This window comes from Pseudomonas sp. GD04058 (genome assembly GCF_029836855.1).
GTDB lineage: Bacteria > Pseudomonadota > Gammaproteobacteria > Pseudomonadales > Pseudomonadaceae > Aquipseudomonas > Aquipseudomonas bharatica.
In genome coordinates this window covers 49,690-73,871 of record NZ_JAOECN010000026.1, presented here as the reverse complement: position 1 = coordinate 73,871, position 24,182 = coordinate 49,690, and the positions used below count along the sequence as shown (strand labels likewise).

At 58.0% G+C, this 24,182-nt stretch carries 25 protein-coding genes and 1 pseudogene; 15 read left to right on the top strand and 11 right to left on the bottom strand.

From position 1 onward, the window contains the following. Positions 1–23 precede the first annotated feature (23 nt). Entirely contained in the window at positions 24–449 is a 426-nt protein-coding gene (locus N7650_RS19840) for an OsmC family protein (protein ID WP_009401794.1), read from the bottom strand. A gap of 171 nt (positions 450–620) precedes the next feature. Here N7650_RS19840 and N7650_RS19835 point away from each other — a divergent pair, with 171 nt between their 5' ends. Continuing rightward, positions 621–1,625 carry an LLM class flavin-dependent oxidoreductase gene (locus tag N7650_RS19835; protein ID WP_009401796.1) on the top strand — a complete coding sequence of 335 codons (1,005 nt, stop codon included), beginning with the start codon at positions 621–623 and terminating at the stop codon, positions 1,623–1,625. Positions 1,626–1,715: 90 nt separating this feature from the next. Here N7650_RS19835 and N7650_RS19830 read toward each other — a convergent pair whose 3' ends face one another. Together N7650_RS19830 and N7650_RS19825 are read right to left on the bottom strand one after the other, a co-directional pair. After that, positions 1,716–1,937, bottom strand: a complete 222-nt coding sequence (locus tag N7650_RS19830) for a DUF1161 domain-containing protein (protein WP_009401798.1) — start codon at positions 1,935–1,937, stop codon at positions 1,716–1,718. A gap of 78 nt (positions 1,938–2,015) precedes the next feature. Next, positions 2,016–2,231 (bottom strand): dodecin, encoded by a 216-nt coding sequence (locus N7650_RS19825; protein ID WP_009401800.1) that lies wholly within the window; start codon positions 2,229–2,231, stop codon positions 2,016–2,018. A 153-nt stretch (positions 2,232–2,384) separates the two neighbouring features. Between N7650_RS19825 and N7650_RS19820 the strand changes: the two genes are divergently transcribed. Beyond that, the gene (locus N7650_RS19820) at positions 2,385–2,711 is read left to right on the top strand and encodes a DUF883 family protein (RefSeq protein ID WP_009401802.1); all 327 of its coding nucleotides are present in this window, start codon (positions 2,385–2,387) and stop codon (positions 2,709–2,711) included. Here the strand turns inward: N7650_RS19820 and N7650_RS19815 are convergent. After that, on the bottom strand, positions 2,684–3,652 hold the full coding sequence (locus tag N7650_RS19815; protein WP_279899664.1) for a LysR family transcriptional regulator: 969 nt from the start codon (positions 3,650–3,652) through the stop codon (positions 2,684–2,686). The genes N7650_RS19820 and N7650_RS19815 overlap by 28 nt on opposite strands. Before the next feature lie 62 nt (positions 3,653–3,714). Between N7650_RS19815 and trpB the strand changes: the two genes are divergently transcribed. Then, positions 3,715–4,932 (top strand): tryptophan synthase subunit beta, encoded by a 1,218-nt coding sequence (trpB, locus tag N7650_RS19810; RefSeq protein ID WP_279899659.1) that lies wholly within the window; start codon positions 3,715–3,717, stop codon positions 4,930–4,932. Further along, complete coding sequence (gene trpA / locus N7650_RS19805; RefSeq protein ID WP_279899658.1) at positions 4,929–5,741, top strand: tryptophan synthase subunit alpha; 813 nt, start codon at positions 4,929–4,931, stop codon at positions 5,739–5,741. The genes trpB and trpA overlap by 4 nt, the downstream gene beginning before the upstream one ends. Before the next feature lie 118 nt (positions 5,742–5,859). On the opposite strand, the gene N7650_RS19800 is transcribed toward trpA, so the two are convergent. Further along, a complete protein-coding gene (locus N7650_RS19800; RefSeq protein WP_009401812.1) occupies positions 5,860–6,189 on the bottom strand; it encodes a DOPA 4,5-dioxygenase family protein in 330 nt (109 codons plus the stop codon). Between the two features lie 37 nt (positions 6,190–6,226). Beyond that, positions 6,227–7,141 (bottom strand): LysR family transcriptional regulator, encoded by a 915-nt coding sequence (locus N7650_RS19795; protein WP_037060927.1) that lies wholly within the window; start codon positions 7,139–7,141, stop codon positions 6,227–6,229. Between the two features lie 113 nt (positions 7,142–7,254). Here N7650_RS19795 and betC point away from each other — a divergent pair, with 113 nt between their 5' ends. From betC to N7650_RS19760, 7 genes are all read left to right on the top strand, one after another. Further along, a complete protein-coding gene (gene betC, locus N7650_RS19790; protein WP_279899657.1) occupies positions 7,255–8,766 on the top strand; it encodes a choline-sulfatase in 1,512 nt (503 codons plus the stop codon). Positions 8,767–8,783: 17 nt separating this feature from the next. Further along, positions 8,784–9,707 carry a choline ABC transporter substrate-binding protein gene (gene choX / locus N7650_RS19785; protein ID WP_037060931.1) on the top strand — a complete coding sequence of 308 codons (924 nt, stop codon included), beginning with the start codon at positions 8,784–8,786 and terminating at the stop codon, positions 9,705–9,707. Positions 9,708–9,777: 70 nt separating this feature from the next. Next, the gene (locus N7650_RS19780; protein WP_279899655.1) at positions 9,778–11,349 is read left to right on the top strand and encodes a SulP family inorganic anion transporter; all 1,572 of its coding nucleotides are present in this window, start codon (positions 9,778–9,780) and stop codon (positions 11,347–11,349) included. A 49-nt stretch (positions 11,350–11,398) separates the two neighbouring features. Beyond that, positions 11,399–11,563, top strand: a complete 165-nt coding sequence (locus N7650_RS19775; RefSeq protein WP_009401822.1) for a hypothetical protein — start codon at positions 11,399–11,401, stop codon at positions 11,561–11,563. Positions 11,564–11,960: 397 nt separating this feature from the next. Beyond that, positions 11,961–12,422, top strand: a complete 462-nt coding sequence (locus tag N7650_RS19770) for a hypothetical protein (protein ID WP_279899654.1) — start codon at positions 11,961–11,963, stop codon at positions 12,420–12,422. A 198-nt stretch (positions 12,423–12,620) separates the two neighbouring features. Then, the gene (locus N7650_RS19765; protein WP_009401826.1) at positions 12,621–13,100 is read left to right on the top strand and encodes a hypothetical protein; all 480 of its coding nucleotides are present in this window, start codon (positions 12,621–12,623) and stop codon (positions 13,098–13,100) included. A 380-nt stretch (positions 13,101–13,480) separates the two neighbouring features. Then, complete coding sequence (locus N7650_RS19760) at positions 13,481–13,723, top strand: hypothetical protein (RefSeq protein ID WP_009401827.1); 243 nt, start codon at positions 13,481–13,483, stop codon at positions 13,721–13,723. A gap of 137 nt (positions 13,724–13,860) precedes the next feature. Here the strand turns inward: N7650_RS19760 and aroE are convergent, their stop codons facing one another. Further along, positions 13,861–14,685, bottom strand: a complete 825-nt coding sequence (gene aroE, locus N7650_RS19755) for a shikimate dehydrogenase (RefSeq protein ID WP_279899653.1) — start codon at positions 14,683–14,685, stop codon at positions 13,861–13,863. A gap of 56 nt (positions 14,686–14,741) precedes the next feature. Beyond that, on the bottom strand, positions 14,742–15,668 hold the full coding sequence (gene hemF / locus N7650_RS19750; RefSeq protein ID WP_279899651.1) for an oxygen-dependent coproporphyrinogen oxidase: 927 nt from the start codon (positions 15,666–15,668) through the stop codon (positions 14,742–14,744). Positions 15,669–15,822: 154 nt separating this feature from the next. Here hemF and N7650_RS19745 point away from each other — a divergent pair, with 154 nt between their 5' ends. Next, the gene (locus tag N7650_RS19745; RefSeq protein ID WP_009401834.1) at positions 15,823–16,800 is read left to right on the top strand and encodes an NADPH:quinone reductase; all 978 of its coding nucleotides are present in this window, start codon (positions 15,823–15,825) and stop codon (positions 16,798–16,800) included. Positions 16,801–16,918: 118 nt separating this feature from the next. Here N7650_RS19745 and N7650_RS19740 read toward each other — a convergent pair whose 3' ends face one another. Both N7650_RS19740 and N7650_RS19735 read right to left on the bottom strand, forming a co-directional pair. Next, positions 16,919–17,476 carry an L-threonylcarbamoyladenylate synthase gene (locus N7650_RS19740; RefSeq protein ID WP_279899649.1) on the bottom strand — a complete coding sequence of 186 codons (558 nt, stop codon included), beginning with the start codon at positions 17,474–17,476 and terminating at the stop codon, positions 16,919–16,921. A gap of 37 nt (positions 17,477–17,513) precedes the next feature. Further along, positions 17,514–17,936: pseudogene (locus N7650_RS19735) on the bottom strand (DNA-processing protein DprA); the annotation flags it as partial. 35 nt (positions 17,937–17,971) lie between these two features. Between N7650_RS19735 and N7650_RS19730 the strand changes: the two are divergent. From N7650_RS19730 to N7650_RS19720, 3 genes are all read left to right on the top strand, one after another. Beyond that, positions 17,972–19,642 carry a recombinase family protein gene (locus N7650_RS19730; RefSeq protein WP_083316447.1) on the top strand — a complete coding sequence of 557 codons (1,671 nt, stop codon included), beginning with the start codon at positions 17,972–17,974 and terminating at the stop codon, positions 19,640–19,642. Positions 19,643–20,046: 404 nt separating this feature from the next. Next, complete coding sequence (locus N7650_RS19725; protein WP_279899648.1) at positions 20,047–21,975, top strand: hypothetical protein; 1,929 nt, start codon at positions 20,047–20,049, stop codon at positions 21,973–21,975. A 363-nt stretch (positions 21,976–22,338) separates the two neighbouring features. Next, positions 22,339–22,845, top strand: a complete 507-nt coding sequence (locus N7650_RS19720) for a DNA-binding protein (RefSeq protein WP_070601579.1) — start codon at positions 22,339–22,341, stop codon at positions 22,843–22,845. Between the two features lie 26 nt (positions 22,846–22,871). On the opposite strand, the gene N7650_RS19715 is transcribed toward N7650_RS19720, so the two are convergent. Continuing rightward, a complete protein-coding gene (locus N7650_RS19715) occupies positions 22,872–24,134 on the bottom strand; it encodes a DNA adenine methylase (RefSeq protein ID WP_279899647.1) in 1,263 nt (420 codons plus the stop codon). Positions 24,135–24,182 lie beyond the last annotated feature (48 nt).

The following is a 24,182-nucleotide window of genomic DNA, read 5'->3' as shown; positions in this document are numbered from 1 at the left end:
CGCAGCATGCCACGGTTCTGCTATCAGGATTGCAACGTCGCATCCAGGCTGATTTTCGCGTTGAGCACCTTGGACACCGGGCACCCGGCCTTGGCCTTGTTCGCCAGCTCCTGGAACTGTTCGTCGCTGGCGCCCGGCACCCTGGCCTTGAGGATCAGGTGCACGGCAGTGATGGCGAAGCCGTCGGGCTGCTTGTCCAGGGTCACTTCGGCGGTGGTATCGATGCTGTCCGCCTTCAGGCCCGCCTCGCCGAGAATCATCGACAGGGCCATGGAGAAGCAACCGGCATGGGCGGCGCCGATCAGCTCTTCCGGATTGCTCCCCGGCGTGTCTTCGAACCGCGTGTTGAAACCATAGGGGATCTGCTTGAGTGCGCCGCTTTCGGTGGAGATGGTGCCTTTGCCGTCCTTCAGGCCACCTTGCCAGTGAGCCGATGCAGTCTTCTTCATGATGCCTCCTCGGGTTATCGGCGCGAGCGGCGCCGTTCCTGAATTCAGAGGCCGGGGCGGCGGCCAAGTTCAGCCCGTTCGCCCCCCGGGGGATTGATTCCCCGCCAAGTGCCCCCACAGAAGCAACAAAGGCTGCCAGTCCAGGCGGCTTGCGTTTGCCCTGGAGAACCCATGAAGCGACTCACGGATATCAAGATTTCCACCCTCGACCTGGTGCCGGTGCGCCAGGACGGCGGCCCGGCGCAGGCCCTGCGCAACTCCCTGGACCTGGCGCGAAACGTCGAACGCTTCGGCTACCACCGTTTCTGGGTAGCCGAGCACCACAACATGGACGGAATCGCCAGCTCGGCAACCTCGGTGTTGCTGGCGTACCTGGCGGGCGGCACTTCGAGCATCCGCCTCGGCTCCGGCGGTGTGATGCTGCCCAACCATGCACCGCTGGTGATCGCCGAGCAATTCGGCACCCTGGCCAGCCTGTATCCGGGTCGGATCGAACTCGGCCTCGGCCGTGCCCCCGGATCCGACCAGATGACCGCCCGGGCCCTGCGCCGCGAGCGTTCCGGCAGCGCCGACGACTTCCCGGACGATGTCATGGAACTGATGCGCTATCTCGGCCCGCGCACGCCTGATCAAAAAGTGATCGCCGTACCCGGGCACGACACCAATGTCCCGATCTGGCTGCTCGGGTCGAGCCTGTTCAGCGCGCAACTGGCGGGTCAACTGGGCTTGCCTTATGCCTTCGCCTCGCACTTCGCGCCGCGCTACATGCACGAGGCGATCCGTGTGTATCGCAACCACTTCAAGCCGTCGGCGGTGCTCGACGCGCCGTACGTGATGCTGGGTGTGCCGATGGTGGTGGCCGATACCGACGAGCAGGCCGACTACCTGGCGACCTCGGTGTACCAGCGCATCCTCGCCCTGATGCGCGGCCAGAGCCTGATGCAGAAACCGCCGGTGCCCAGCATGAACGGCCTGTGGCTGCCCCATGAGCGGGACGCGGTAGGGGATTTCCTCGGCCTGGCGATGATCGGTAGCCCGCAGAAGGTGAAGGGCAAGCTGGAAGTGCTACTGGAACAGACCGGGGCGGATGAGCTGATCTTCACCTCGGACCTGTACGAGCATGGGGATCGGGTGCGGTCGTATGAGCTGATGGCGCAGACTGTGTTCGGCAGGTAGGCCCGCAATCGCTGGCAAGCCAGCTCCCACAGGTTCAGCGGCGCCGCGGACACTGTGGGAGCTGGCTTGCCAGCGATGAGGCCTTCAAGATCAACCGCGCTTGTAGACGATATCCTTGGTCCCACCTTCACAGGACCCAACCACATGGCCGCCCCCGGCGCCCTTCTCGACGATCTCCAGCGAATAATGCTGAACCCCCTTGGCATCCAGCTTCGCCGCGATCTCGCTCTTCAGCTCCTCGCACGGCTTGCCCGCCGCCAGCGCCGTACCGGCCAGGCCCATCAACGCAACTGCCAGCAACACCTTCTTCATTGATCGCTCTCCTTGTGGACCAAAACGACAAAGGCCCCGGTCCCCCCGGAGCCCTGCCTATCAAACCTGCGCTTCGTTTCAACTGTTGGCGATGCGGAACCCGACCTTCAGGGTTACCTGGAAATGCGCCGCCTTGTTGTTCTGGATATGCCCGCGGGTATCCACCACCTCGAACCATTCCAGGTGCTTGATGCTCTTGCCGGCTTCGGCCAGCGCATTGTTGATGGCGTCCTCGATGCTGGTGGGGGACGAGCCGACAAGCTCGATCTTCTTGTACGTGTGATGATCGGACATTCGCTGTTCTCCTTGGGTGGGTGCGGATAGAGCCTAGCAGCGCCGGGCCGTTTTACCTCTGAGCGGCGAGCCAAGCGAAACGTTCGATCGCACTTTCCAGACCTGTCGCAGTCGGAACCTACACACCTCACTCAACCCTGAAGGAGAGTCACCATGGCCAATAGCTCGCTACGCAAAGCCTCGCTGCAAAGCATGGAAGCGGAAATCGAAAGCCTGCTCAAATCTCTGGAAAGCCTGAAGGACGACGCTTCGGACGAGTCGCGCAAAACCCTCAAGGCCTTGCGCAGCAACGCCGAAAACGCCCTGCGTCATTCCCGCAGCCTGCTGGGCGACGCTTATGAAGAGGTGAAGACCAAGACCCGGGAAACCGGCCTGGCGACCCGCGACTATGCCCAGCAACATCCCTGGACCACCGCCGGCGTGGCAATCGGTGCCCTGGGCCTGCTGGCCGCTTACCTGATGTGCAAGCGCGGCGACTGATCGTCCTGTTGCGCCAGCTCCGCGCGCAACCACCCCGCCAGTTGCTCGGCGCGCCCGTCCGCGGCGCGTCGAGGCACCCACAGTACCAATGACGCTTGCGTCTGGCTGAAGCCCCAGGGCGCGGCCAGGCGACCGGCGCGCAGATCGTCGGCCACCAGGGGTTGCGGTGCGATCGCAACGCCCAGCCCGGCCATCGCAGCCTCCAGCAAGTAGTACAGATGCTCGAAGCCTTGACCGTAGCGCAATGCGCCGGGGTCCAGGTGTTGCTGGCGGGCCCAGTCGGGCCAGGCCTGGGGGCGCGAGGTGGTATGCAGCAAAGCCTGCTCCAGCAGGGCGCTGGGCGGCGCCTCGCGCAAGCGCTCGAAGCCCGGGAAACGCGGGCTGAGCACCGGCCCCACTGCCTCCCGCGCCAGCTCGTGGACCTGCATGTCTGCAGGCCATGGCGGTTCGGCAAACACCAAAAGCGCGTCCAGCCCCGGACGACGCGGGTCGAGATCACCCTCGCCAGCCGACAGGTGCAACCGCAGGTCCGGCAGGTCCGCCTTTAGACGACCGAGACGAGGAATGAACCAGCGCGCCAGCAGGCTGCCCGAGCAGCCGAGGACGAAGGGCGCTTCGGCGCTGCTCTGGCTCAGTTCGGCGCACACCGCCCGCAGGCGCTCGAACGCCTCGCCGCTGACCTCGCGCAGGCGCAAGCCGGCATCTGTGAGTTTGATGCCTCGCCCATCCTTGGCGAACAGGCTCACACCCAAATGGCTTTCCAGCACCTTCAATTGGCGACTGACAGCGCCGTGGGTCACATGAAGCTGTTCCGCCGCCTGGCTGACACTTCCCAGGCGAGCGGTAAATTCAAAAGCCCGAAGGGCATTGAGCGGTGGCAGTTCCCTGGACATGACGTGTGAGTTTTCCTGACAGGTTGCGGCGATCTTATCGGTTTTCAGTGGCGCCTGTCGTGGTTAGAGTAGGACCATTGTCAGCCAAATCCTTCCCTACGGAGCGACCCATGACCCAGAGCAACCTTCGCAGCGGCCCCGACGCCAATGGCCTGTTCGGCGCCTTCGGCGGCCGCTACGTAGCCGAGACCCTGATGCCGCTGGTCCTCGACCTGGCCCGCGAATACGAAGCGGCCAAGGCCGACCCGGAATTCCTCGAGCAGCTGGCCTACTTCCAGCGCGACTACATTGGCCGCCCCAACCCGCTGTACTTCGCCGAACGCCTGACAGAGCACCTTGGCGGCGCGAAGATCTTCTTCAAGCGTGAAGAGCTGAACCACACCGGCGCGCACAAGGTGAACAACTGCATCGGCCAGGTCCTGCTGGCCAAGCGCATGGGCAAGAAACGCCTGATCGCCGAAACCGGCGCCGGCATGCACGGCGTAGCTACCGCCACCGTCGCCGCGCGCTTCGGCCTGCCTTGCGTGATCTACATGGGTGCCACCGACATCGAGCGCCAGCAGGCCAACGTGTTCCGCATGAAGCTGCTGGGCGCCGAGATCGTTCCGGTCACCGCCGGCACCGGCACCCTGAAGGACGCGATGAACGAAGCCCTGCGCGACTGGGTGACCAATGTCGAAGACACCTTCTACCTGATCGGCACCGTAGCCGGCCCGCACCCGTACCCGGCGATGGTCCGCGACTTCCAGTCGATCATCGGCAAGGAAACCCGCGCCCAGTTGCACGAGAAGGAAGGCCGCCTGCCGGACAGCCTGATCGCCTGTGTTGGCGGCGGCTCCAACGCCATGGGCCTGTTCCACGACTTCCTCGATGACGCCAGCGTGCAGATCATCGGCGTCGAAGCCGGTGGCCACGGCGTCGACACCGACAAGCACGCCGCCAGCCTCAACGGTGGCGTACCGGGCGTACTGCACGGCAACCGCACCTACCTGCTGCAGGATGGCGACGGCCAGATCACCGACGCCCATTCGATTTCCGCCGGCCTCGACTATCCCGGCATCGGCCCGGAACACGCCTGGTTGCACGAGATCAAGCGCGTCGAGTACGTCAGCATCACCGATGACGAAGCCCTGGATGCGTTCCACGCCTGCTGCCGCCTGGAAGGCATCATCCCGGCGCTGGAAAGCTCCCACGCCCTGGCCGAAGCCATCAAGCGCGCACCGACATTGCCCAAGGACCACCTGATGGTGATCTGCCTGTCCGGCCGTGGCGACAAAGACATGCAAACCGTAATGAGCCATATGGCAGCGCAGGAGAAGCAGGCATGAGCCGTCTCGAACAACGTTTTTCCGAGTTGAAGCAGGAAGGCCGTGCAGCCCTGGTGACCTTCATCACTGCCGGCGACCCGGGCTACGACGCGTCGCTGAAGATCCTCAAGGGCCTGCCGGCGGCGGGTGCCGACGTGATCGAACTGGGCATGCCATTCACCGACCCCATGGCCGATGGCGTGGCGATCCAGCTGGCGACCCTGCGCGCACTGGAAGCGGGCCAGACCCTGGCGAAAACGCTGCAGATGGTTCGGGAATTCCGCGTCGATGACCAGACCACGCCGATCGTCCTGATGGGTTACTACAACCCGATCCACCGCTTTGGCGTGGCCGAGTTCGTCGCCCAGGCCAATGAGGCCGGTGTCGATGGCCTGATCATCGTCGATCTGCCACCGGAGCACGACGCCGAGCTGGCTACCCCGGCCCAGGCCGCGGGTATCGACTTCATCCGCCTGACCACCCCGACCACGGACGACGCACGTCTGCCGCGGGTGCTGAAGCGCAGTTCCGGGTTCGTCTACTACGTGTCGGTCGCCGGTGTGACCGGTGCCGGTTCGGCGACCACCGAGCACGTGACCGAGGCAGTGGCACGGCTGCGTCGGCATACCGATCTGCCGATCAGTGTTGGCTTTGGTATCCGTACCCCGGAACAGGCCGCGGCGATTGCCCGGTTGGCGGATGGTGTGGTGGTGGGTTCGGCGCTTGTGGACAAGATCGCCACGGCGGCCAGCCCGGAGCAGGCTGTGGATAACGTGCTGTCGCTGTGTTCGGCATTGGCCGAAGGCGTGCGCGCTGCGCGCAAATCCTAAGGCCCCCCCGCCGACCCTGTGGGAGCTGGCTTGCCAGCGATTGCGATGGTGAATTCACTACAGCAATCGCTGGCAAGCCAGCTCCCACAGGGTTATTCACAGGCCCGAAGAGTGAAGATCACTCGAAGATCGACAGGTCCAGCGGCCTGACATCCCCCATCCAGATCGCATGATCCCGGTGGTCCGCCAGCTCATCCCCGGTCAGCGGATGCAGGAACACCACCAACCCCTTCCGATACAGCGCCAGCCACGGCAACACCACCCCGATCAACTCCGGCGCGAACGCCAGTTGGCAGCTCCAGTCCGGATGCGGCCCTACCGGCTGTCGGTGCATGCGGCCCATGGTCACCGGAAACAGCTGCGCCGTTTCCTCGCACAGCGCCCGCGCCTGCTCGAACGTGCTGGCGTCGTAATAAACATGGGCGTGATAGCCCTTGATCCTTTCCACACTCACTCCTGAATCACGCAAACCGACCGGACCGGGACTATACCGGTTGCCGGGATTGTTCTTCACCCAACCAATCGGCGAATCGCTCGACCAGCGTACTACGCCTTTTACGGAAAGGACGTACTACGTAGTATCCATTTTCAGAACGAATAGACGCGTCCAGCGGTCGGCACAGTAAACCTTGGTCGAGCAGGGCATCGACGAGATAACGCCAGCCGATCGCTACGCCCTGGCCGGCGATCGCGGCCTGGATCAGCAGGGTGTAATTGTCGAAGCGCAAGGGGCCGGGGCTGGGCGGACCGGGCAACTGCAGCTCGCGGAACACGCCATTCCAGTCGAACCAGCGGCTCGCCGACTCACCGCGCAGGTGCAGCAAGGGCAGCTTCGACAAGGCCTGTGGCGCCAGCGGAAGCTGCATTCCGTCCAGCAAACGCGGGCTGCAAACCGGAAAAACCTCTTCGTCGAACAGCCACGTACTCTCGCCCTGGCGAAAACGACCGTCGCCGAACAACACCGCCACATCGATATCCGGCCGCAGCATGGCCTGGCTTCGCTCGCTGGTGACCAGGCTTACATCGACCTGCGGCCAGGCGGCGTGGAAACGCTGTAGGCGGGGCATCAGCCAGTAGGCGGCAAAGGCAAAATCCGTGGCCACCCGCAGCACTTCGTGCTGGTCACGACCAGCAACCAGGGCCACGCCAGCATCGATATCGAGCAGGCCCATGTGTACGTGTTCGTACAGCAGTACACCGGCTTCGGTCAGTTCTATACCGCGGTAGATCCGGTCGAACAGGCGCGCGCCCAGCCGCGCTTCAAGGCGCTTGATCTGCTGGCTCACCGCCGGCTGGGTGGTACCCAATTCCACCGCCGCTGCTGTGAAGCTGTGCAGGCGGGCGGCCGCCTCGAATACCCGCAATACGTCGAGAGATAACCCGTCCAAGGCCTCAAACATAAGCTCAGCTAATCCCAATCATTGCCCGGCATGGGCTTTACCCAAGTTATGCACAGCCGCACTCTGGATTCCAGCTGCTTCCCATAACTCCTGACCATGGAATGCCGTGACCTATGAACGCGAGGAACATTCTTTTCATCATGGCCGACCAGATGGCAGCGCCGTTGCTGCCAATCTACGGGCCATCGCCGATCAAGATGCCCAACCTGGAGCGCCTGGCCGCCGAAGCGGTGGTATTCGATTCGGCCTACTGCAACAGCCCGCTATGTGCGCCGTCGCGTTTCACCCTGGTCAGTGGCCAGTTGCCGAGCAAGATCGGCGCCTACGACAACGCGGCCGATTTCCCTGCCGACATTCCCACCTACGCTCACTACCTGCGCTGCCTCGGCTACCGCACCGCGTTGTCGGGCAAGATGCACTTCTGCGGCCCGGACCAGTTGCACGGCTACGAGGAGCGCCTGACCAGCGATATCTACCCGGCGGACTACGGCTGGAGCGTGAACTGGGACGCTCCGGAGCATCGCCCAAGCTGGTACCACAACATGTCCTCGGTGCTGCAGGCCGGGCCTTGCGTGCGCACCAACCAGCTGGACTTCGACGAGGAGGTAGTGTTCAAGGCGCAGCAATACCTCTACGACCACGTGCGTGAAAGCGGCGAACGGCCGTTCTGCCTGACGGTGTCCATGACCCATCCCCACGACCCGTACACCATTCCCAAGGCGTTCTGGGACCTCTACAGCGACGACGCCATCCCGATGCCCCACGTGCCGTTCACCCAGGACCAGCTCGACCCGCACTCCCGGCGCCTGCTCAAGGTCTACGACCTGTGGGACAAGCCGCTGCCGGTGGAGAAGATCCGCGACGCCCGACGCGCCTATTTCGGCGCCTGCAGCTATATCGACGCCAATATCGGCAAGCTGCTGGCGACCCTCGAGGAAACCGGCCTGGCCAAGGACACCCTGATCGTTTTCTCCGGCGACCACGGCGACATGCTTGGCGAGCGCGGGCTCTGGTACAAGATGCACTGGTTCGAGATGTCTGCCCGGGTGCCGCTGCTGGTGCACGCCCCGGGGCAATTTGCGCCGGGCCGGGTCGGTGCCTCGGTGTCTACCTGTGACCTGCTGCCGACGTTGGTCGAGCTGGCCGGCGGCCGGGTCGAAGACAATTTGCCAATGGATGGGCGTTCGCTGCTCGGCCATTTGCAAGGTGACGGCGGTCATGACGAGGTAATCGGTGAATACATGGCCGAGGGCACCCTAGGTCCGCTGATGATGATCCGCCGCGGGCCGTGGAAATTCATCTACAGCGAAGACGATCCCTGCCTGCTCTACAACCTCGACCGGGACCCGCGCGAACTCGACAACCTGGCCACCCATCCGCAGCAGGCCGAGCGGGTCGTTGCCTTCCTCGAGGAAGCGCGCCAGCGCTGGAATATCCCGCAACTGCGCGAGCAGGTCCTGGCCAGCCAGCGTCGTCGCCGCTTCGTGGCGGGTGCGCTGTCCAGCGGCAGGCTCAAGAGCTGGGACCACCAGCCCATGGTCGACGCCAGCCAGCAGTACATGCGCAACCACATCGATCTCGACGATCTCGAACGCAAGGCACGTTATCCACAACCAAGCCATTAACCATCCGAGGACTGAGCATGAAAGGGTTATCCACAAGCGTTATCGCGGTTGTATGTACCCTCGTTGCCGGTGCCGTGCAGGCCGACGACAGCAAGTGCGACACAGTGAAGATGGCCGACCCGGGCTGGAGCGATATCGCTGCCACCAACGCCGTGGCCCGGGTGCTGCTGGAAGGCGCGGGCTACCAGGTCAAGGTCGATGCACTGGCGGTGCCGATCATCTATGGCGGGCTCAAGGACGGGCTGGTGGATGCCTTCCTCGGCAACTGGATGCCGGCGCAGCAGGGCTTTCATGACAAGTTCGTCGCCAGCGGCGAGGTCGAGCGACTGGCGCGCAACCTCGAAGGTACCGAGTTCACCCTGGCCGTGCCGGAGTACGTCTGGACGTCCGGCGTGAAGGACTTTGCCGATCTGCACAAGCGCGCCGGCGAGTTCGACAGCAAACTCTACGGCATCGGCTCCGGCGCCCCGGCCAACCTCTCGTTGCAATCGATCATCGACAAGAACGAGTTCAATCTCGGCGGCTGGAAGCTGGTGGAATCCAGCGAGCAGGCGATGCTGGCGCAGGTACAGCGGGCCGTTAAGCGCGAGAAGCCGATTGTCTTCCTCGGCTGGACCCCGCACCCGATGAACGTGCAATTGAAGATGCGTTATCTCACCGGGGGTGAGAAGTGGTTCGGCAGCAGCGGCAGCGTCTACACCCTGACCCGCAAGGGTTATGCACAAGCCTGCCCGAACCCGGCGAAACTGCTGGCCAACCTGAACTTCAGCCTGGACATGGAAAACACCATCATGGCCAGCGTGGTGGAAAGCAAGGTCAGCTACGAGGACGCGGCCAAGGCCTGGATCCGCGCCAATCCGGGCGCGCTGGATGGCTGGTTGCAAGGCGTCACGACCCGCGACGGCGGTGACGCCCTGGCTGCGGTGAAAGCGAAACTCTGAGTCGCCCCGGCTTGCACCGGCAAGCCGGAACCTCCACCCTGAACGGCTTCCATCGGAGAATGAGCGCCCCATGGCCTGGCCCGACCGCCACCGACTCCTACCCTTCCTGCGCTGGCTGCCCCGGCAAAACCGCAGCAGCATCCGCCGCGACCTGCTGGTGGGCCTGAGCGGCGCGATCCTGGCACTGCCGCAATCCATCGCCTATGCGTTGATCGCCGGCCTGCCCGCCGAATACGGACTGTACGCCGCCATCGTACCGGTGCTGGTCGCCTGCCTGTGGGGCTCTTCCTGGCACCTGATCTGCGGCCCGACGGCAGCCATCTCCATCGTCCTCTACGCTGCCGTTAGCCCGATGGCCGTGCCCGGCAGCAGCGACTACATCACCCTGATCCTGCTCCTGACTTTCCTTGGCGGCGTGTTCCAGTGGTTGCTGGGCCTGCTGCGCTTCGGTGCATTGGTCAACTTCGTCTCGCATTCAGTGGTGATCGGCTTTACCTGTGGCGCCGCCGTGGTGATCGCCCTCGGCCAGCTGCCGAGCCTGCTGGGCCTCGATCTGGAAAGCCAGGCCACGGCGCTGCGGGCGCTGCAAAGCTTGCTGGCCCATGTGGGCGAGATCGACGGGCCATCACTGGCATTGGGACTTGGCACAATGCTCATCGGCCTCGGCATCAAGCTGCTACGCCCGCGCTGGCCAGCCCTGTTGATAAGTTTGCTGGCATCCACGCTACTGGTACTGGCCTGGCCGGCGGTGTTCGGCCACGTCGCCCTGGTACCGGCTTTCGCCGGCAAGCTGCCACCGCTCAGCCCGCTGCCGCTGTGGGACCTGGAAATGATCCTGCGCCTGCTGCCCGGCGCCGTAGCGGTGGGCATGCTGGGGCTGGTTACCAGCCTGTCCATCGCCCGTTCGCTGTCGATCCGTTCCGAGCAACTGATCGACGCCAACCAGGAGATTCGCGCCCAAGGCCTGTCGAACATGGTTGGTGCCTGGTTCTCGGGGTACCTGTCCTCGGGTTCGTTCACCCGCTCCGGCCTGAGCTATGACGCCGGCGCCCGGTCTCCGCTGGCAGGGGTGTTCTCGGCACTTTGGGTGGCACTGTTCGCCGTGGCCGGTGCGCAACTGATCGCGCATATCCCGATCCCGGCCATGGCCGGCAGCATCCTGCTGATCTGCTGGGGCCTGGTCGATCACCGTGCGATTCGCGCGCTGTACCGGGTCAGCCGGCCGGAATTCGTGGTCATGACGCTTACCTTCCTTGCCACCCTGCTGCTGGAACTGCAAACGGCCATCTACGCCGGCGTGCTGGCCTCGCTGTTCTTCTACCTCAAGCGCACCTCGCAGCCACGGGTGCAGCAGTTGCGTGAAGGCGACGCAGACGTGCTGCGCGTCGGCGGCTCGATCTTCTTCGGCGCCAGCCATTACCTTCAGGTCCGCCTGCAGCGCTGCCAGGCGTCAGACGTGGTCATCGATGCACGGCAGATCAACTTCATCGACTACTCGGGGGTGGAGATGCTCCACCAGGAAGCGCGGCGCTTGCGGCGCCAGGGTAGGCAACTGATCTTGCGCCGGGCACGGCCGCAGGTGGTGGAGGAGTTGCAGAAGCTGGAAGGCATCGAGCGGTGTCCGATTCATTTCGAAGAATGAAACTTCGATAGTTCAATCAGCTCATGTCTGCAACTGACAATTCTGTCAGTTGCGCATCCGTGCACCACCGCCCTCCCTTTGCATCAATCCCGGCCTGCCCCACGACGAAGCCGTCACCAAGGCCACCGAGCATCTGAAGAAGGCCATCGACGCCGCCGCCGGCTTGCCCGACCCGTCCGAAGAGCGGCATCGAACGATGCTCACCGAGGCATAGCTGAACATGAGGATCGCCAAGGCGATGCTGGTGGTGGCAGTGAGCCGCTCTACGGTGAGCGTACCTATCTAGGACACTCGCTCTACTCACCCGGTAGTTTGTTTATCGCCAGTGCACAACTGATATTTATGTCAGTTGTGCACTGTGGTGTCCGGGATTAGCGTGGACGGTACGAAGATCACTCAGTTTCGAGTGACCCGTAAATAACAGCAGCCCGGTGATTAACGAGGAGACGCGCAAATGAATACCCGGAGGTTCTCCCTGTCGTTTGTTGGTCTGGTCGTGCTGTTTCATTACGCCCAGGTTGCACATGCCGGCTTCCCGGTCGACTGTTTCCAATCGAAGGACGACGGGTATCACATTGCGTGACAGATTCAATGCCCCTTGGAGATCAGCAATGAATAATCTAAAACTCGTGGCGTTATGTAATAGCTTCATCCTCTCGGTGGGACTCAGTGCCCAATCCAATGCCTTCGACCCGACAAACTTACCCGTTAACTGTTTTCCATCAGGCTACTTTTATCAGCAATATATCTATGCCCGTGACGGGTATTTAAAAGATCCGGATCTATACAATCTTGATCTCTTTCAGATCCTAAAGTCGGTCCCGCCGGTCGTAGTCAATGTAAAACAAACCCAACCATCTTCCGGCGGACCGATTACATTGGATGCCAGTGGATCGAGCGTCCCCAGTGGCGAGGCGGAATACCAGTGGGGTGCATATGAGAATTTTTCTGACAGCGCGATCAAGGTGATGCCAGGCGGCAACCCTGGTAGCTACAGTAAAATTTTTCTCACCGTCAGAGACAAACTCTGTGATATGAGCGATTCGGCGCACATCACAGTAACGAGCAAGTAAGACCGGACACGCTCAGGCCCACGTCCACGACCAAGCCAGGATAACCGGGCTCGCAAACCGTCCCGGTAGTTCATTAATCAGGTTTTACAACTGATATTTCTATCAGTTGTGCGCATGCACGAGTGAAATTAGCTTGGACATTACGGACAGGTACGTGTTCGTTCGCTTCTTCTTATTGGTCTCAAGGAGCGTCTAGAAATGAATATCAAGAAAGTCTACAAATATGCGTTTCTCTTAGCCGTTGCCAACTTGACCGCCAACGCACATGCGGCGATACCCGAGACATGCTTCCTCTCAGCGAATGATTACAAAATCTACCAGACATTCGGCGAAGCAGGCTCACCGGGGTTCGATGCCTCCAAAGCTTCGCTCACCATGGACGATCAGGAATACATGTGGCAGAGGCAAGTCAGCAAGTATGGTCCACCAAAGAAGAAGCCTGTCAGCATTTCGGTCAAGCAAACCCAGGCCTCCTCTGGCGCGACCATTTACGTGGATGCCAGCCCAAGCGTGACCCCTAGCGGGAAGGCCACCTACCGGTGGGGGAACGGAAGTACAAGTAATGAATACAGCACTTCGGGGGGGAATCCTGGGAGCTACAGCAACATAGATCTGGAGGTATACGATCCAGTTTGTGGGGTTCAAGGTTCAACCAAGATCCGAATCACCAGCAAGTAATCGCAATCGATATTGGGCAGGAGGAGCCATGGGGCGTGGCTCCGACGTGCACAATCGATGTCGCATAAAGCGACGAAAACTCTCCTATTTCCGACTTTCTTGTAGGCAAATTCCCAAGCATACTCCCGCGGCCTTTCAGTTGTTGCGTACGGGGGAAACCGTGCCTAGTCTTTGCCGGTCGCTGCCAACTCAGCGACCGGTTTTGACAGACCGCCCTGAATCCCCCTGTAGCCGCAGCTGCTTATGGCAGCTGTGCGTGTGGGCACCTCAGGGTGCGCCGAGGCTCCAGGGGTCCTTGGTCTGTCAACCCATGCACAGCTGCCACCCTCCCGTTTGACAGCGGCGATGGCAGCTCCCGTCCTCAACCCTTGGAGATTGTCATGAAGAAACTCGTTCCCGATCCACCGCTATCCCTCTGCATCAACCCCGGCCTGACCCACGACGAAGCGGTCGCCAAGGCCATCGAGCACCTGAAGAAAGCCATCGAATCCGCCGCCGACGTGCCTGAACCTCCTGAAGAGCGGCATCGAACGATGCTGACCAACGCCCGGCTGGACATGAGGATCGCCAAGGCGTTGCTCGTGGTAGCAGTGAGCCGCTCGACGGTGAGCGTGCCGGTTTAAGGCACCGCACAAACCCCTGTGGGAGCTGGCTTGCCAGCGATGAGGCCAGCATGGACAACGATGTTGTCAGGTCCGGCCCTATCGCTGGCAAGCCAGCTCCCACAGGTTTTTCAGTGAGTTCGATTGCTGCGTTCGGTTCAGGCCCGCGCCAGTTGCCGCCGCAGCTCCGCCAGCACCGGCGCCGTCTCCGGACGCAAACCACGCCAGATGAAGAACGCTTCCGCCGCCTGCTCGGCCAGCATCCCCAGACCATCCAGCACCTGAGCCGCGCCCTGTGCGCTGGCCCAGGCGCAGAACGGGGTCTGCTCCTTGCCATACATCATGTCGTAGCAGACGGTCTGGTCCGGGAGGATCAACGCCGGGTCGATCGGCGGAACCTCGCCGGCGAGGCTGGCCGAGGTGGCGTTGATGATCAGGTCCACCGGCTCCTTCAACCAGCTGAAACCACTGGCCGCAACCGGACCGAGGTCGGCGAATTCGCGAGCCAGTTGCTCGGCCTTTTCCACCGTGCGGTTGGCAATCACCAGCGACGCCGGATTGTGCGCCAGCAGGGGTTCGAGCACGCCACGCACGGCACCGCCGGCACCGAGCAGGAGGATGCGCTTGCCGGCCAGTTCGACCCCGGCATTCACCGTCAGGTCACGCACCAGCCCGGCGCCGTCGGTATTGTCGCCCTGCAGGCTGCCGTCGGCCTGGCGGCTGACGGTGTTGACCGCGCCAGCGCGCCTGGCCCGTGGCGTCAGGCTGTCGACCATGCGGAAGGCTTCTTCCTTGAACGGCACGGTGACGTTGGCACCCAGGCCTTGCTTGAAGAAACCCAGGGCGCAGGCGGTAAAGTCGTCGAGCGGGGCCAGCAGGGTGTCGTATTCGAGCTCTTCACCGGTCTGGGCGGCGAACAACCGATGAATCAGCGGCGACTTGCTGTGGCCGATGGGATTGCCGAATACAACGTACTGGTCCATTCCTGCGCTTCCTGAATCAGGCCCGGCGACCGGGCAAACGGGTGTGCACAATGGGCTCAGTGCCGGCTGTTGTCCAGACCCAGCCAGTCACGATCGGTGAGGAAATACTCGGTCAGGCGCGCCTCGGCACTGCCCGGCGCCGGCTTCCAGTCGTAGCCCCAGCGCACCTGCGGCGGCAACGACATGAGGATGGATTCGGTACGCCCGCCGGACTGCAGGCCGAACAGGGTGCCGCGGTCGTAGACCAGGTTGAACTCGACGTATCGGCCGCGACGGTACTCCTGGAATTCGCGCTGCCCGGCGGTATACGCATCGTGCTTGCGGCGCTGGACGATCGGCAGGTAGGCGTCGATATAGGCGTCGCCGATGGCGCGGATGAAGGCGAAGCAGGTGTCGAAGTCCCATTCGTTCAGGTCGTCGAAGAACAGGCCGCCGATGCCGCGCGGCTCGCCACGGTGCTTGAGGTGGAAGTAGCGGTCGCACCAGGCCTTGTAGCGCGGGTAGACGTCTGCACCGAACGGCGCGCAGGCCTGCTCGGCAACGCGGTGCCAGTGCACGCAGTCTTCCTCGTTGCCGTAGTACGGGGTCAGGTCGAAGCCGCCGCCGAACCACCAGACGGCTTCTTCGCCTTCCTTCTCGGCAATGAAGAAGCGCACGTTGGCGTGGGAAGTCGGCACATGCGGATTGTGCGGATGGATCACCAGCGACACGCCGAGGGCTTCGAAGCCACGGCCGGCCAGTTCCGGACGGTGGGCGCTGGCAGAAGGCGGCAGGCCGCTGCCGAACACATGAGAGAAGTTGACGCCGCCTTTCTCGATGACCTTGCCATCGCCGATCACCCGGGTGCGCCCGCCGCCACCGGCTTCGCGGGTCCAGGCGTCCTCGACGAAGCGGGCACCGCCGTCTTCGTTTTCCAGGGCAGCGCAAATCCGGTCTTGCAGGTCGAGCAGGTAGGCTTTCACGGCCTCGGTGCGGCTAGTCATCAGGTCACCTTGAAGCGGGCTTGGGCCGGCCCGGGCGGGATCCGGCGGAAAATTCGCCGCGTAGCATACCACCGTGCATGTGCCCGCCGTAGTTGACGGCGGTCAAGCAAAAGGCGTCCGATAGGCCCTTTCCCGACGTCTCAGGAGAGAGCAGATGGCCAAGCGTATCCAGTTCAACCAGCATGGCGGCCCCGAGGTACTGACCCTGGTCGAATTCGAGCCCAAGGCGCCCGCAGCGGGCAATGTCCTCGTGCGTAACCACGCCATCGGTCTGAATTTCATCGATACCTATTTCCGCAGCGGCCTGTACGCTCCGCCGAGCCTGCCGTCGGGCCTGGGTACCGAAGGTGCCGGAGTGGTCGAGGCGGTGGGCGAGGGCGTGAGCCGCTTCAAGGTGGGTGATCGCGTGGCTTATGCCGGTGGTCCGCTGGGCGCCTATAGCGAACTGCATGAGCTGCCGGCGAACAACCTGGTGGCGTTGCCGCAGAGCATCAGCTTCGAGGACGCCGCAGCGGTGATGCTCAAGGGCCTGACCGTGCAGTACCTGCTGCGCCAGACCTATGACGTGCAGCCGGGCGAGATCATCCTGTTCCATGCCGCAGCCGGCGGCGTCGGTTCACTGGCCTGCCAGTGGGCCAAGGCGATTGGCGCGAAGCTGATCGGTACCGTGAGCTCGGCGGAAAAGGCCGAGCGCGCCAAGGCCCTGGGTGCCTGGGCGACCATCGACTACAGCCATGAAGAGGTAGCGAAGCGGGTCCTGGAACTGACGGATGGCAAGAAATGCAAGGTGGTGTACGACGGCGTCGGCCAGGACACCTGGCTGACCTCGCTGGATTGCCTGGCACCGCGTGGGTTGATGGTCAGCTTCGGCAACGCCTCGGGCGCCGTAACCGGCGTGAACCTGGGGATACTGGCGCAAAAGGGCTCGCTGTACGTGACCCGTCCGACGCTGGCCAGCTACGCCAACAGCGCCGAGAACACCCAGGCAATGGCCAACGATCTGTTCGGGATGATTGCCAGTGGCAAGCTGAAGGTGGATATCCAGCAGCGGTATCCGCTGGCGGAAGCGGCGAAAGCGCAGAGTGAGCTGTCGGCGAGGAAGACGGTGGGGTCGACCGTGCTGATTCCCTGATTTTTTGTGGTGTAGCTGATGGCCTCATCGCTGGCAAGCCAGCTCCACAAGGGACCTGTGGGAGCTGGCTTGTCGGACCGCCGCACCGCAGCGATAGGGCCATCAGCCGCAGCAAAAATCACCCAGCCCGAACCACCTCGCCACTGGCCAGGTCGCGAATCACGCTCGGATTCTTCCTGCCGCCCAGCGCTCCACCCAGCACCAGGTCCAGCTGGCCATGGAAATACTGCTCGACCCGCAACCGGCTCTTTGCCGCCGGACGTCCTGCCGGGTTGGCCGAGGTGGACACCAACGGCCCCACCAGCGAGCACAGGTCGCGTACCAGCGGATGATCACTGACCCGCAGCGCCACCGTGTCATGCACACCGGTAATCCACTCCGGCAGCAAGCCCTGGTGCGGCACCAGCCAGGTGTTCGGCCCGGGCCAGGTAGCGCTCATGCGGTCGATCCAGACATCGGGGAAGTCTTCGAACAGGAAGTCGAACTGACGGATGTTGTCGGCGATCAGGATCAGGCCCTTGTTCACCGAACGCGATTTCAGCGCCAGCAGGCGATCCACCGCCTCCTCGTTCCATGGGTCACAGCCCAGGCCCCAGACCGCTTCGGTCGGATAGGCAATGACCGCTCCGGCCCGGATTTCCCGCGCGGCTTGTTGCGCACGCCAACTGTTCATCATTTCTGTCACTCCGCTTGTAGGCTGCTGCGCAGTGTACTTAGCCAGGGCGGGCAAACCAACGCCCGGCTTCATTGCACACCCGGCCGTCCAGCTCCAGTTCGGTCAATGCCGCCAGCACCTTGGCCAGGCTCTGGCCACTGGCCTGGGCCAGGGCTTCGCTGGTCTGCGGCGCAGCAAGCAAGAGTGCGACAAGAGGATGGGCTGGCTTGTCCACAGGCGCAGGCGAAAGATTCTGCCAGCCACGCAGGCTTTCGAGGATCTGCTCGATGCTTTCCACCAGCAATGCGCCGTCGCGAATCAGTTGATGGCAGCCCTTGGCCCCGGGGTGATGGATCGAGCCAGGAATGGCAAATACCTCGCGGCCCTGTTCCGCCGCCAGACGGGCGGTGATCAGCGAGCCACTGGCAAGGCTCGCTTCCACCACCAGCACGCCGAGGGACAAGCCACTGATAATCCGGTGTTATATTTGTCCGAGTGAAATTCGGAGCCACCGAGATGCCAGCAGCCTACGCCTACATACGCTATTCCAGAGCCGTCCAGCAGACAGGCGACAGCGAAAACCGCCAATACACAGCCCTAGAACTCTTCGAGCACACCACAGGCATAGCCATTGCCGAAGTGGTCTATGACAGGGGTAAATCAGCATTCCGAGGCGATAACGCCAAGACAGGAAAATTCAAAGAGATTCTTGATCGAATCGAACAGGGAAGCATCCACAAGGGTGATTTTCTTGTGGTGGAATCCATAGATCGGATCACTCGCCAAAGGGTGCTAGACGGCGTGGAATTGCTTCAAGGCATCTTGAAGAAAGGGATCAACATCTACACCACCACCGACCAGAAAACCTATTCCTACAACGATCCATCAAGAGACTTTGAAAATCTCTTGATGATTAGCCTAATCGCCAAACGAGCAAACGAAGAGAGCGAAACCAAGTCAAAACGCCTCTTGTCGTCGTGGAACAAGCGGCGAGAAAAGGCCCAAAGTGGCGAGATAATCATCAAGAAAGGGAACTCAATCCCCTATGGCCTTAGCGTTGTTGATGGTCAATTCGTCATCAACGAAGAGGAACAAAAAGAGATCCAAACGCTCTTTGAATACCTCTTGACCTATGGCCTTAACACCGCAATCAAGAAAATCAACCTAATATCGAAAAGAACTTGGAATAACGGCACCGTTAACAAAATTATCACCAATAAAACCGTAATTGGGTGCCTTGCTACTCACCGAGTAGAATACGAAAACGGAAAATCAAGGAAGATTTCCACGGGCTACATTGAGAACTACTACCCCAAGTTGATATCACCAGCCCTCTTTTATCAAGCCCTCGACAAGATGAAAGAGAGAAAATCAAAGAACTACAACGGCAGAAGAACCGAACAAGATTTCAACATATTCAAAAATCAAATTTTTTGCCTTTCGTGTGGCGATAAAATCTACTACGACCATCGTGGAAGTCGCTACAAGGGGAAGATTTACCCACATTTCAAATGTAATACCAAGAGAACCAACCCATCCAAGTGCAACACCGACAACATACGCTTTGAGTATGTTTTCGGCTTGCTACTCAAAAGCCTCGAAAAACTCAAAAAAACAACCGATGTTTGGAAGCTTCTACAAATCGATGAAGGCGAGGCGGGCAAAAACAACCTTTTAAACGCTCAATTTGGTGGCTTGCTGCGTAGATCTCCATCGGTTGATACAAATACACTAATTAAAGAAAAAGCCGCCGAATTGGGGCAGTTCCGAACGACCTACGAAAATCTCTCAATTAGCATCCGGTCTTTCGGTGGAAAAATTCCGCTCCCAGTAATGCAAGAACTTGCCAGCACAGAAGCCAAAATCGAAGAATTAACCCTAGAAGTCGCAGCCCTAGAAGCCAGAAATCATACAGAAACGATAGAGATTGAAGACTATCAATCTCTTATAGACCTCTTTATGACCGAAGAAGGTAGAGCCAAAATAAATACCTTCTTCAAAGAAAACAACATCGTCTTTTACGCAGAGCACCACAAGCAATCTACATTGAGCCAATTGCGAATATCTAGATCCACAGATGGAGCAGAAGAGGAATTGATTCACACCAGTGCTTTCCTACCCAAAAAGCAGATATTGAAAGCGTGGAACTTAAACGACCTTCAAGAGATGTTTGACCTAACAGTTTAGAGGTGGGTTACACATTAAAAAATAGGGGCGTTACTCATTAAGACACGCCCCTTCCCACCAGAACCGCTTTTAAAGCCCTTCCCTCGCGTGCATTGCTACGCTCGCACGCACGTTAATTGCTAACAATATATATTGATATCATATCCGTATGAAATCACTCATATGGAAGTCAGACTAGCTTGTTTGCCATACGCATACGCACATATACATGCACGCATCACACAGACACCACACAACAAAAATTCAGATCTCGAAATTTGATTAAAAAATAATCTATGGTAATTTATATTTAGAGGGATAGTTTCGGTAGAAAAGAAACCTCTTATCAACCCTTTGGTTACTACTTCACACTTTTGCTTCGCAAAAGATGAGAAGTAGTAACGTCGGGCCAAGGGTTCCACCCTTTGGATACCCAAAAAGCAAAATGCAAAACCATCTCGCTGACTGAAAAGGAGAAAAATCAACCACCACTGAGGGGTAAAATGAGTGAAAAAATCAAAACCACAACGATGCTATACAAGAGACTTAATTATTCAGTCTCAACAGTTAAGAAACTGAACAAATCTTTGAAACACTCTTTGCGTGTCCACAGCAAAGAAGAGAAGCGAATCCAATGGGACGAAGATCTATCCCATAAGAATATATTTATAGTGAATGGCGAGCGTGTTCCGATGAATGAACAATCGGCCTTGTCATTCATTAAGAACACGCTAGACCCGTTGCATCTGGTCAGTAGAACCAAAGAGCAAAGGCAGGCTGATATAGAGGCCAAGGGCAAATATAAATACAAAATCAAGAAAATCATCAAGGATGAGGCCGGGAACCCCGTAGCCACCTACCTTGAAGAATTAATCAATCAAACTGACCACATCGACGGAGAGCAGGTCAAACAAGATTTTGAAGGGCTGGAAGTCAGCAGGAAGGCCCAGAAGCTCAAAAGCGTTCAGAGTTACATCGACCTACATAACACCCTAGTTCAAGCAGAAAAGCCGCTGGATGGCCGTAAAACGGCCATACAGGAGGCATTCTTTAAGTTTCCGATGCACAACCAAGTAGATCTCTCGCCAGAGTTCTATGTTTCGGCCATTCAAGACTTTTATGCTCAATACTTCCCCGACTACAAGATTCTTTTAACCGTCTACCACGGTGATGAAATCGAGGGGAAGGGAAAAATGAAAGTAGGCGACCACCCTCACATATTCATAGACTGCAAGAACAAGAGAACCGGGCTATATGACCTAACAGAGCAGCAAGCTATCCTTGCGAACAAGGTTATTGAGACAAACGACTTTTTTAACAAATACAAGCCGGTAAATACTAAAAGGCAGACTTATCAGGAAAGCCAAATCATTGGCGAAGCCTTGCAGCAACTATTCTACCAACACATTAACAACAAGTTCAAAACCGAAGGCATAGCATTGGTAGCCGAAAGATTAGAGCAGACCCAAGACAACCTTGAGCTAAGACAGAAAATCAGGCTTGAAAGTAAAAAGCCAAAAGAAGAACGAGCCTTCAATCTTTACTCTATGAAAGAGGAACAACTGATAAAAGTTGAAGAAGAAACCATCTTAACCAAGGCAGCATTGAGGAAGGGGGTAAAATTAAGCAAAGAGTTACATGAGGAACTGGACATAACAAAACAAGCAGTTGAAAACCTCAAAGCCTTGCTTGAGAAGAAAGAGAAGGAAGAAAAACAAGCAAACAAGAGGCTACTAAAAATAGATATAGATACCAAGACACGTACCGGCTATCTACAAGAACTAAACGAGAAAAAAACTCGCCTAGAGGAAAAGGTGAACCGTCTTAATGAGAAAGGCCGCAAGATGCTCAGCCATTACAAAAGCGAGAAAATAAAATATGAAGAACACATTAAGAAACTTGAAGCACGCCTCGCAATAGACACAAGCAAGCACAACAGAATGAAAGAGGCTATACGTGTAATCAACGAAGAACTAGAGCCGTTAGTGAAGAAGTTTGACGTTCTGGTTGACCGTATAAGCTATGCCAAGCGAATGGATGAAGAACCTGAACGCTTCTACCGAGACTTAAGACAAAACCTAGTCCAAACGGTCAAATATTTTGGCCCCGAGAAACGTATGGACTACATCTTTAACGTAAAGGAAACACTGAAAGAACAGGGCTTGGATAATACAAAGCTGAATTTCAACCTTAAAGATAAGGCTGAAATCTGGGTCTCTGACAAGTTTAAGAACAATAAAATAATTGAATTTGACCAAGAGGAAAAGAAGGAGGCAGCAGAGGCAAGAAGAAGGCGAGCGTTGAAACCCGCACCGCCAAATCCATTTAATGACCCTTATGACCCATATAAATAGCCGCCATAATGCGGCTTTCATTCTCTAAAACGGCTGCAACATCACATAGCATAATAGTATTTTTTCATCCTGCTCTTGAAACGCTATTTTCATATGGTTTAATAATAACAATAATAATGCCGAATTATGATTATTACTTGAATAACAGTAATAATCTATCGTTATTATTCTTATTATAAGATAAATAATAATGCGTTATTTTTATTATTAACGGTTGAACCCCTTGATTTTCCTGGCCTGCAAGGTAATTGACAAAAGCAAAGCCGCATATAATAACCAAAATAATAACCTGTTATTCTTCTTATTATTCGAATAATGATAATAATATCGCATTATTATGCTTATTATTAGGAGAATATAACTATGAGCAACCCAGCATTTGAGAGAATTTTCAGCGTGGCAACAGATTTATATATGGAAAACGGCCAAAAATCTTACCCAACCGTCCATCAAGTCAGGTCAATTGCCAAAACTGACATGAACACCACTAGCGAGGCTATGAAGCAGTGGCGTAAGGATAGGGATGCGGAGAAGTCCGACCAGTCAAACGGCCCTGAAACCTTCCAGAAAGCCGTTAGCGAAGCAACGGCAACGCTTTGGAGCATTGCAGAACACGCCGCAGGCGAACACCTCAGAAAAGCCCAAAAGGCTTGGGAGGCAGAGAAAGCAGAGCTAGAAGAGAAGATCCAAAGTCTTATCCGTGAAAAAGAAGAAATCCAAAATAACCTTGATGCGGCCAAGAAACTCACACTAGACCAGTGCGGTGAAATACTCGACGCTAATGCTTACCGAAATCTTGCGGAGACTGCGTTAGAAGAAGAGAAAAAGAAAAATCAAGAATTGATTGAGCGTTTAAAATCTCAGCAATAAAAAAGCCCCATTACGGGGCTTTTTCTTTATCCTTTTTGGGCAATTATCAAGGATTCTTCAACGGCCCTTGTCCTGTCCTGTTTTCGGCCCATCGTCATATGGTCGTGGTCAGTATTCTCAACCCAAACCTTATAAGACTTTCCAAGCTCCTGATGAGCTAGGTCAATCAGATCCTCAATCTCAATCATTCCAGTGTTTGAATAGCTCAGCAGCAAATCACTGCCAGAATCCTTCACACCATCAAACAGAGCGGTAAAAGCCCCTTTTACCTGCGTCCTGATGCAGAACGGCGATTGATGGCGATCCTCACGGTAACGGCCCTTTACCAGCTTCCCGGCCTTTACTTGTAGTTCTGGATAGTCATACCTGACCGCCGTTTCAATGGCGTGGTAGAAACGGCTGTAATGGACGAAGGCATAAGGTGGATCAGCGTAGACCACCGATGGAGGGATAGAGGCGAGACAATCCCGGTAGTCCTGTGACCGTAGCTCACTGCCACGGTCAAAGACATTAAACCTGTTCCATTCCAGCAGTTGGGCCATTTTCCGGTTGAAATACTTCTCAACGGAGGCTTGCCGATACTTACCAATATCCTTCATCGAGCCGGCATCTTTTGCGTCTCGATATTGGGCATAGTGCCCCGTTCCTTGGCTTGTGTAGGCCATTGCGTGCATCAAGCACGTCAAGCCCAGATTGAAATCTGGCGTCTCAATGTCGCCACGCTTCAACAGGCGATCCAGCACCTGACGAATCGAATCGAACCAGACGCATTGCTCAGCACTCCACCACGTCCCTGAATAGAACTTGGTGAATAGGTGATATTTCGAGGTAAATGCTTGGTCAATCAGTGAGCGGTTGAGCCGCTCAATCAGGTTGAACTCAGCCAAGGTGCATTCCTTGGGGTAGTCCAAGCCAGCAGGCAGCTCAGCCATTTTCTGGCGAGCGATTGGCCTAGCCAATTCGATCAGGTCAAACCCGGCCAGCTTCTCAGCCCGGAACAGGTAGACAGAGGCAATCGTGGCGGAGTAGGTCTGGATATCGTTGGTGATGACCTTTTCAACGTGCCCAAAGCCGCCAGAGATGGCACAAGCCCCCGCGAACAGGTCAACGATAGGTCTGTCAGGCTTGTGAACCTTTTCCAGACCTTCCCCGATGAAATCAAGGATCGCAGCCTTTGACCCCATGTACTTGATGACTTGGGGATAAGACCGGGGAACATCGGCGGCTACATAGGTACTGCCAGCTAGGCCACTGCTATGACTGGTCAGGTCAAGGCTAAGGTCATTCATTGGTCAAAACCCACTCAATCCGCTCAAAAAATAACCAGAACCGCTAGG

What these genes read in the sequence shown, in the direction of transcription:
- choX (WP_037060931.1), top strand. Translation starts at nt 8,784, where the DNA reads ATGAAAGGGTTATCCACAAGCGTTATCGCGGTTGTATGTACCCTCGTT.
- N7650_RS19795 (WP_037060927.1), bottom strand. Translation starts at nt 7,141, where the DNA reads ATGTTTGAGGCCTTGGACGGGTTATCTCTCGACGTATTGCGGGTATTC.
- N7650_RS19740 (WP_279899649.1), bottom strand. Translation starts at nt 17,476, where the DNA reads ATGATGAACAGTTGGCGTGCGCAACAAGCCGCGCGGGAAATCCGGGCC.
- betC (WP_279899657.1), top strand. Translation starts at nt 7,255, where the DNA reads ATGAACGCGAGGAACATTCTTTTCATCATGGCCGACCAGATGGCAGCG.
- N7650_RS19765 (WP_009401826.1), top strand. Translation starts at nt 12,621, where the DNA reads ATGAATATCAAGAAAGTCTACAAATATGCGTTTCTCTTAGCCGTTGCC.
- hemF (WP_279899651.1), bottom strand. Translation starts at nt 15,668, where the DNA reads ATGACTAGCCGCACCGAGGCCGTGAAAGCCTACCTGCTCGACCTGCAA.
- trpA (WP_279899658.1), top strand. Translation starts at nt 4,929, where the DNA reads ATGAGCCGTCTCGAACAACGTTTTTCCGAGTTGAAGCAGGAAGGCCGT.
- N7650_RS19760 (WP_009401827.1), top strand. Translation starts at nt 13,481, where the DNA reads ATGAAGAAACTCGTTCCCGATCCACCGCTATCCCTCTGCATCAACCCC.
- N7650_RS19820 (WP_009401802.1), top strand. Translation starts at nt 2,385, where the DNA reads ATGGCCAATAGCTCGCTACGCAAAGCCTCGCTGCAAAGCATGGAAGCG.
- N7650_RS19720 (WP_070601579.1), top strand. Translation starts at nt 22,339, where the DNA reads ATGAGCAACCCAGCATTTGAGAGAATTTTCAGCGTGGCAACAGATTTA.
- N7650_RS19730 (WP_083316447.1), top strand. Translation starts at nt 17,972, where the DNA reads ATGCCAGCAGCCTACGCCTACATACGCTATTCCAGAGCCGTCCAGCAG.
- N7650_RS19835 (WP_009401796.1), top strand. Translation starts at nt 621, where the DNA reads ATGAAGCGACTCACGGATATCAAGATTTCCACCCTCGACCTGGTGCCG.
- N7650_RS19770 (WP_279899654.1), top strand. Translation starts at nt 11,961, where the DNA reads ATGAATAATCTAAAACTCGTGGCGTTATGTAATAGCTTCATCCTCTCG.
- N7650_RS19745 (WP_009401834.1), top strand. Translation starts at nt 15,823, where the DNA reads ATGGCCAAGCGTATCCAGTTCAACCAGCATGGCGGCCCCGAGGTACTG.
- N7650_RS19830 (WP_009401798.1), bottom strand. Translation starts at nt 1,937, where the DNA reads ATGAAGAAGGTGTTGCTGGCAGTTGCGTTGATGGGCCTGGCCGGTACG.
- aroE (WP_279899653.1), bottom strand. Translation starts at nt 14,685, where the DNA reads ATGGACCAGTACGTTGTATTCGGCAATCCCATCGGCCACAGCAAGTCG.
- N7650_RS19825 (WP_009401800.1), bottom strand. Translation starts at nt 2,231, where the DNA reads ATGTCCGATCATCACACGTACAAGAAGATCGAGCTTGTCGGCTCGTCC.
- trpB (WP_279899659.1), top strand. Translation starts at nt 3,715, where the DNA reads ATGACCCAGAGCAACCTTCGCAGCGGCCCCGACGCCAATGGCCTGTTC.
- N7650_RS19715 (WP_279899647.1), bottom strand. Translation starts at nt 24,134, where the DNA reads ATGAATGACCTTAGCCTTGACCTGACCAGTCATAGCAGTGGCCTAGCT.
- N7650_RS19780 (WP_279899655.1), top strand. Translation starts at nt 9,778, where the DNA reads ATGGCCTGGCCCGACCGCCACCGACTCCTACCCTTCCTGCGCTGGCTG.
- N7650_RS19840 (WP_009401794.1), bottom strand. Translation starts at nt 449, where the DNA reads ATGAAGAAGACTGCATCGGCTCACTGGCAAGGTGGCCTGAAGGACGGC.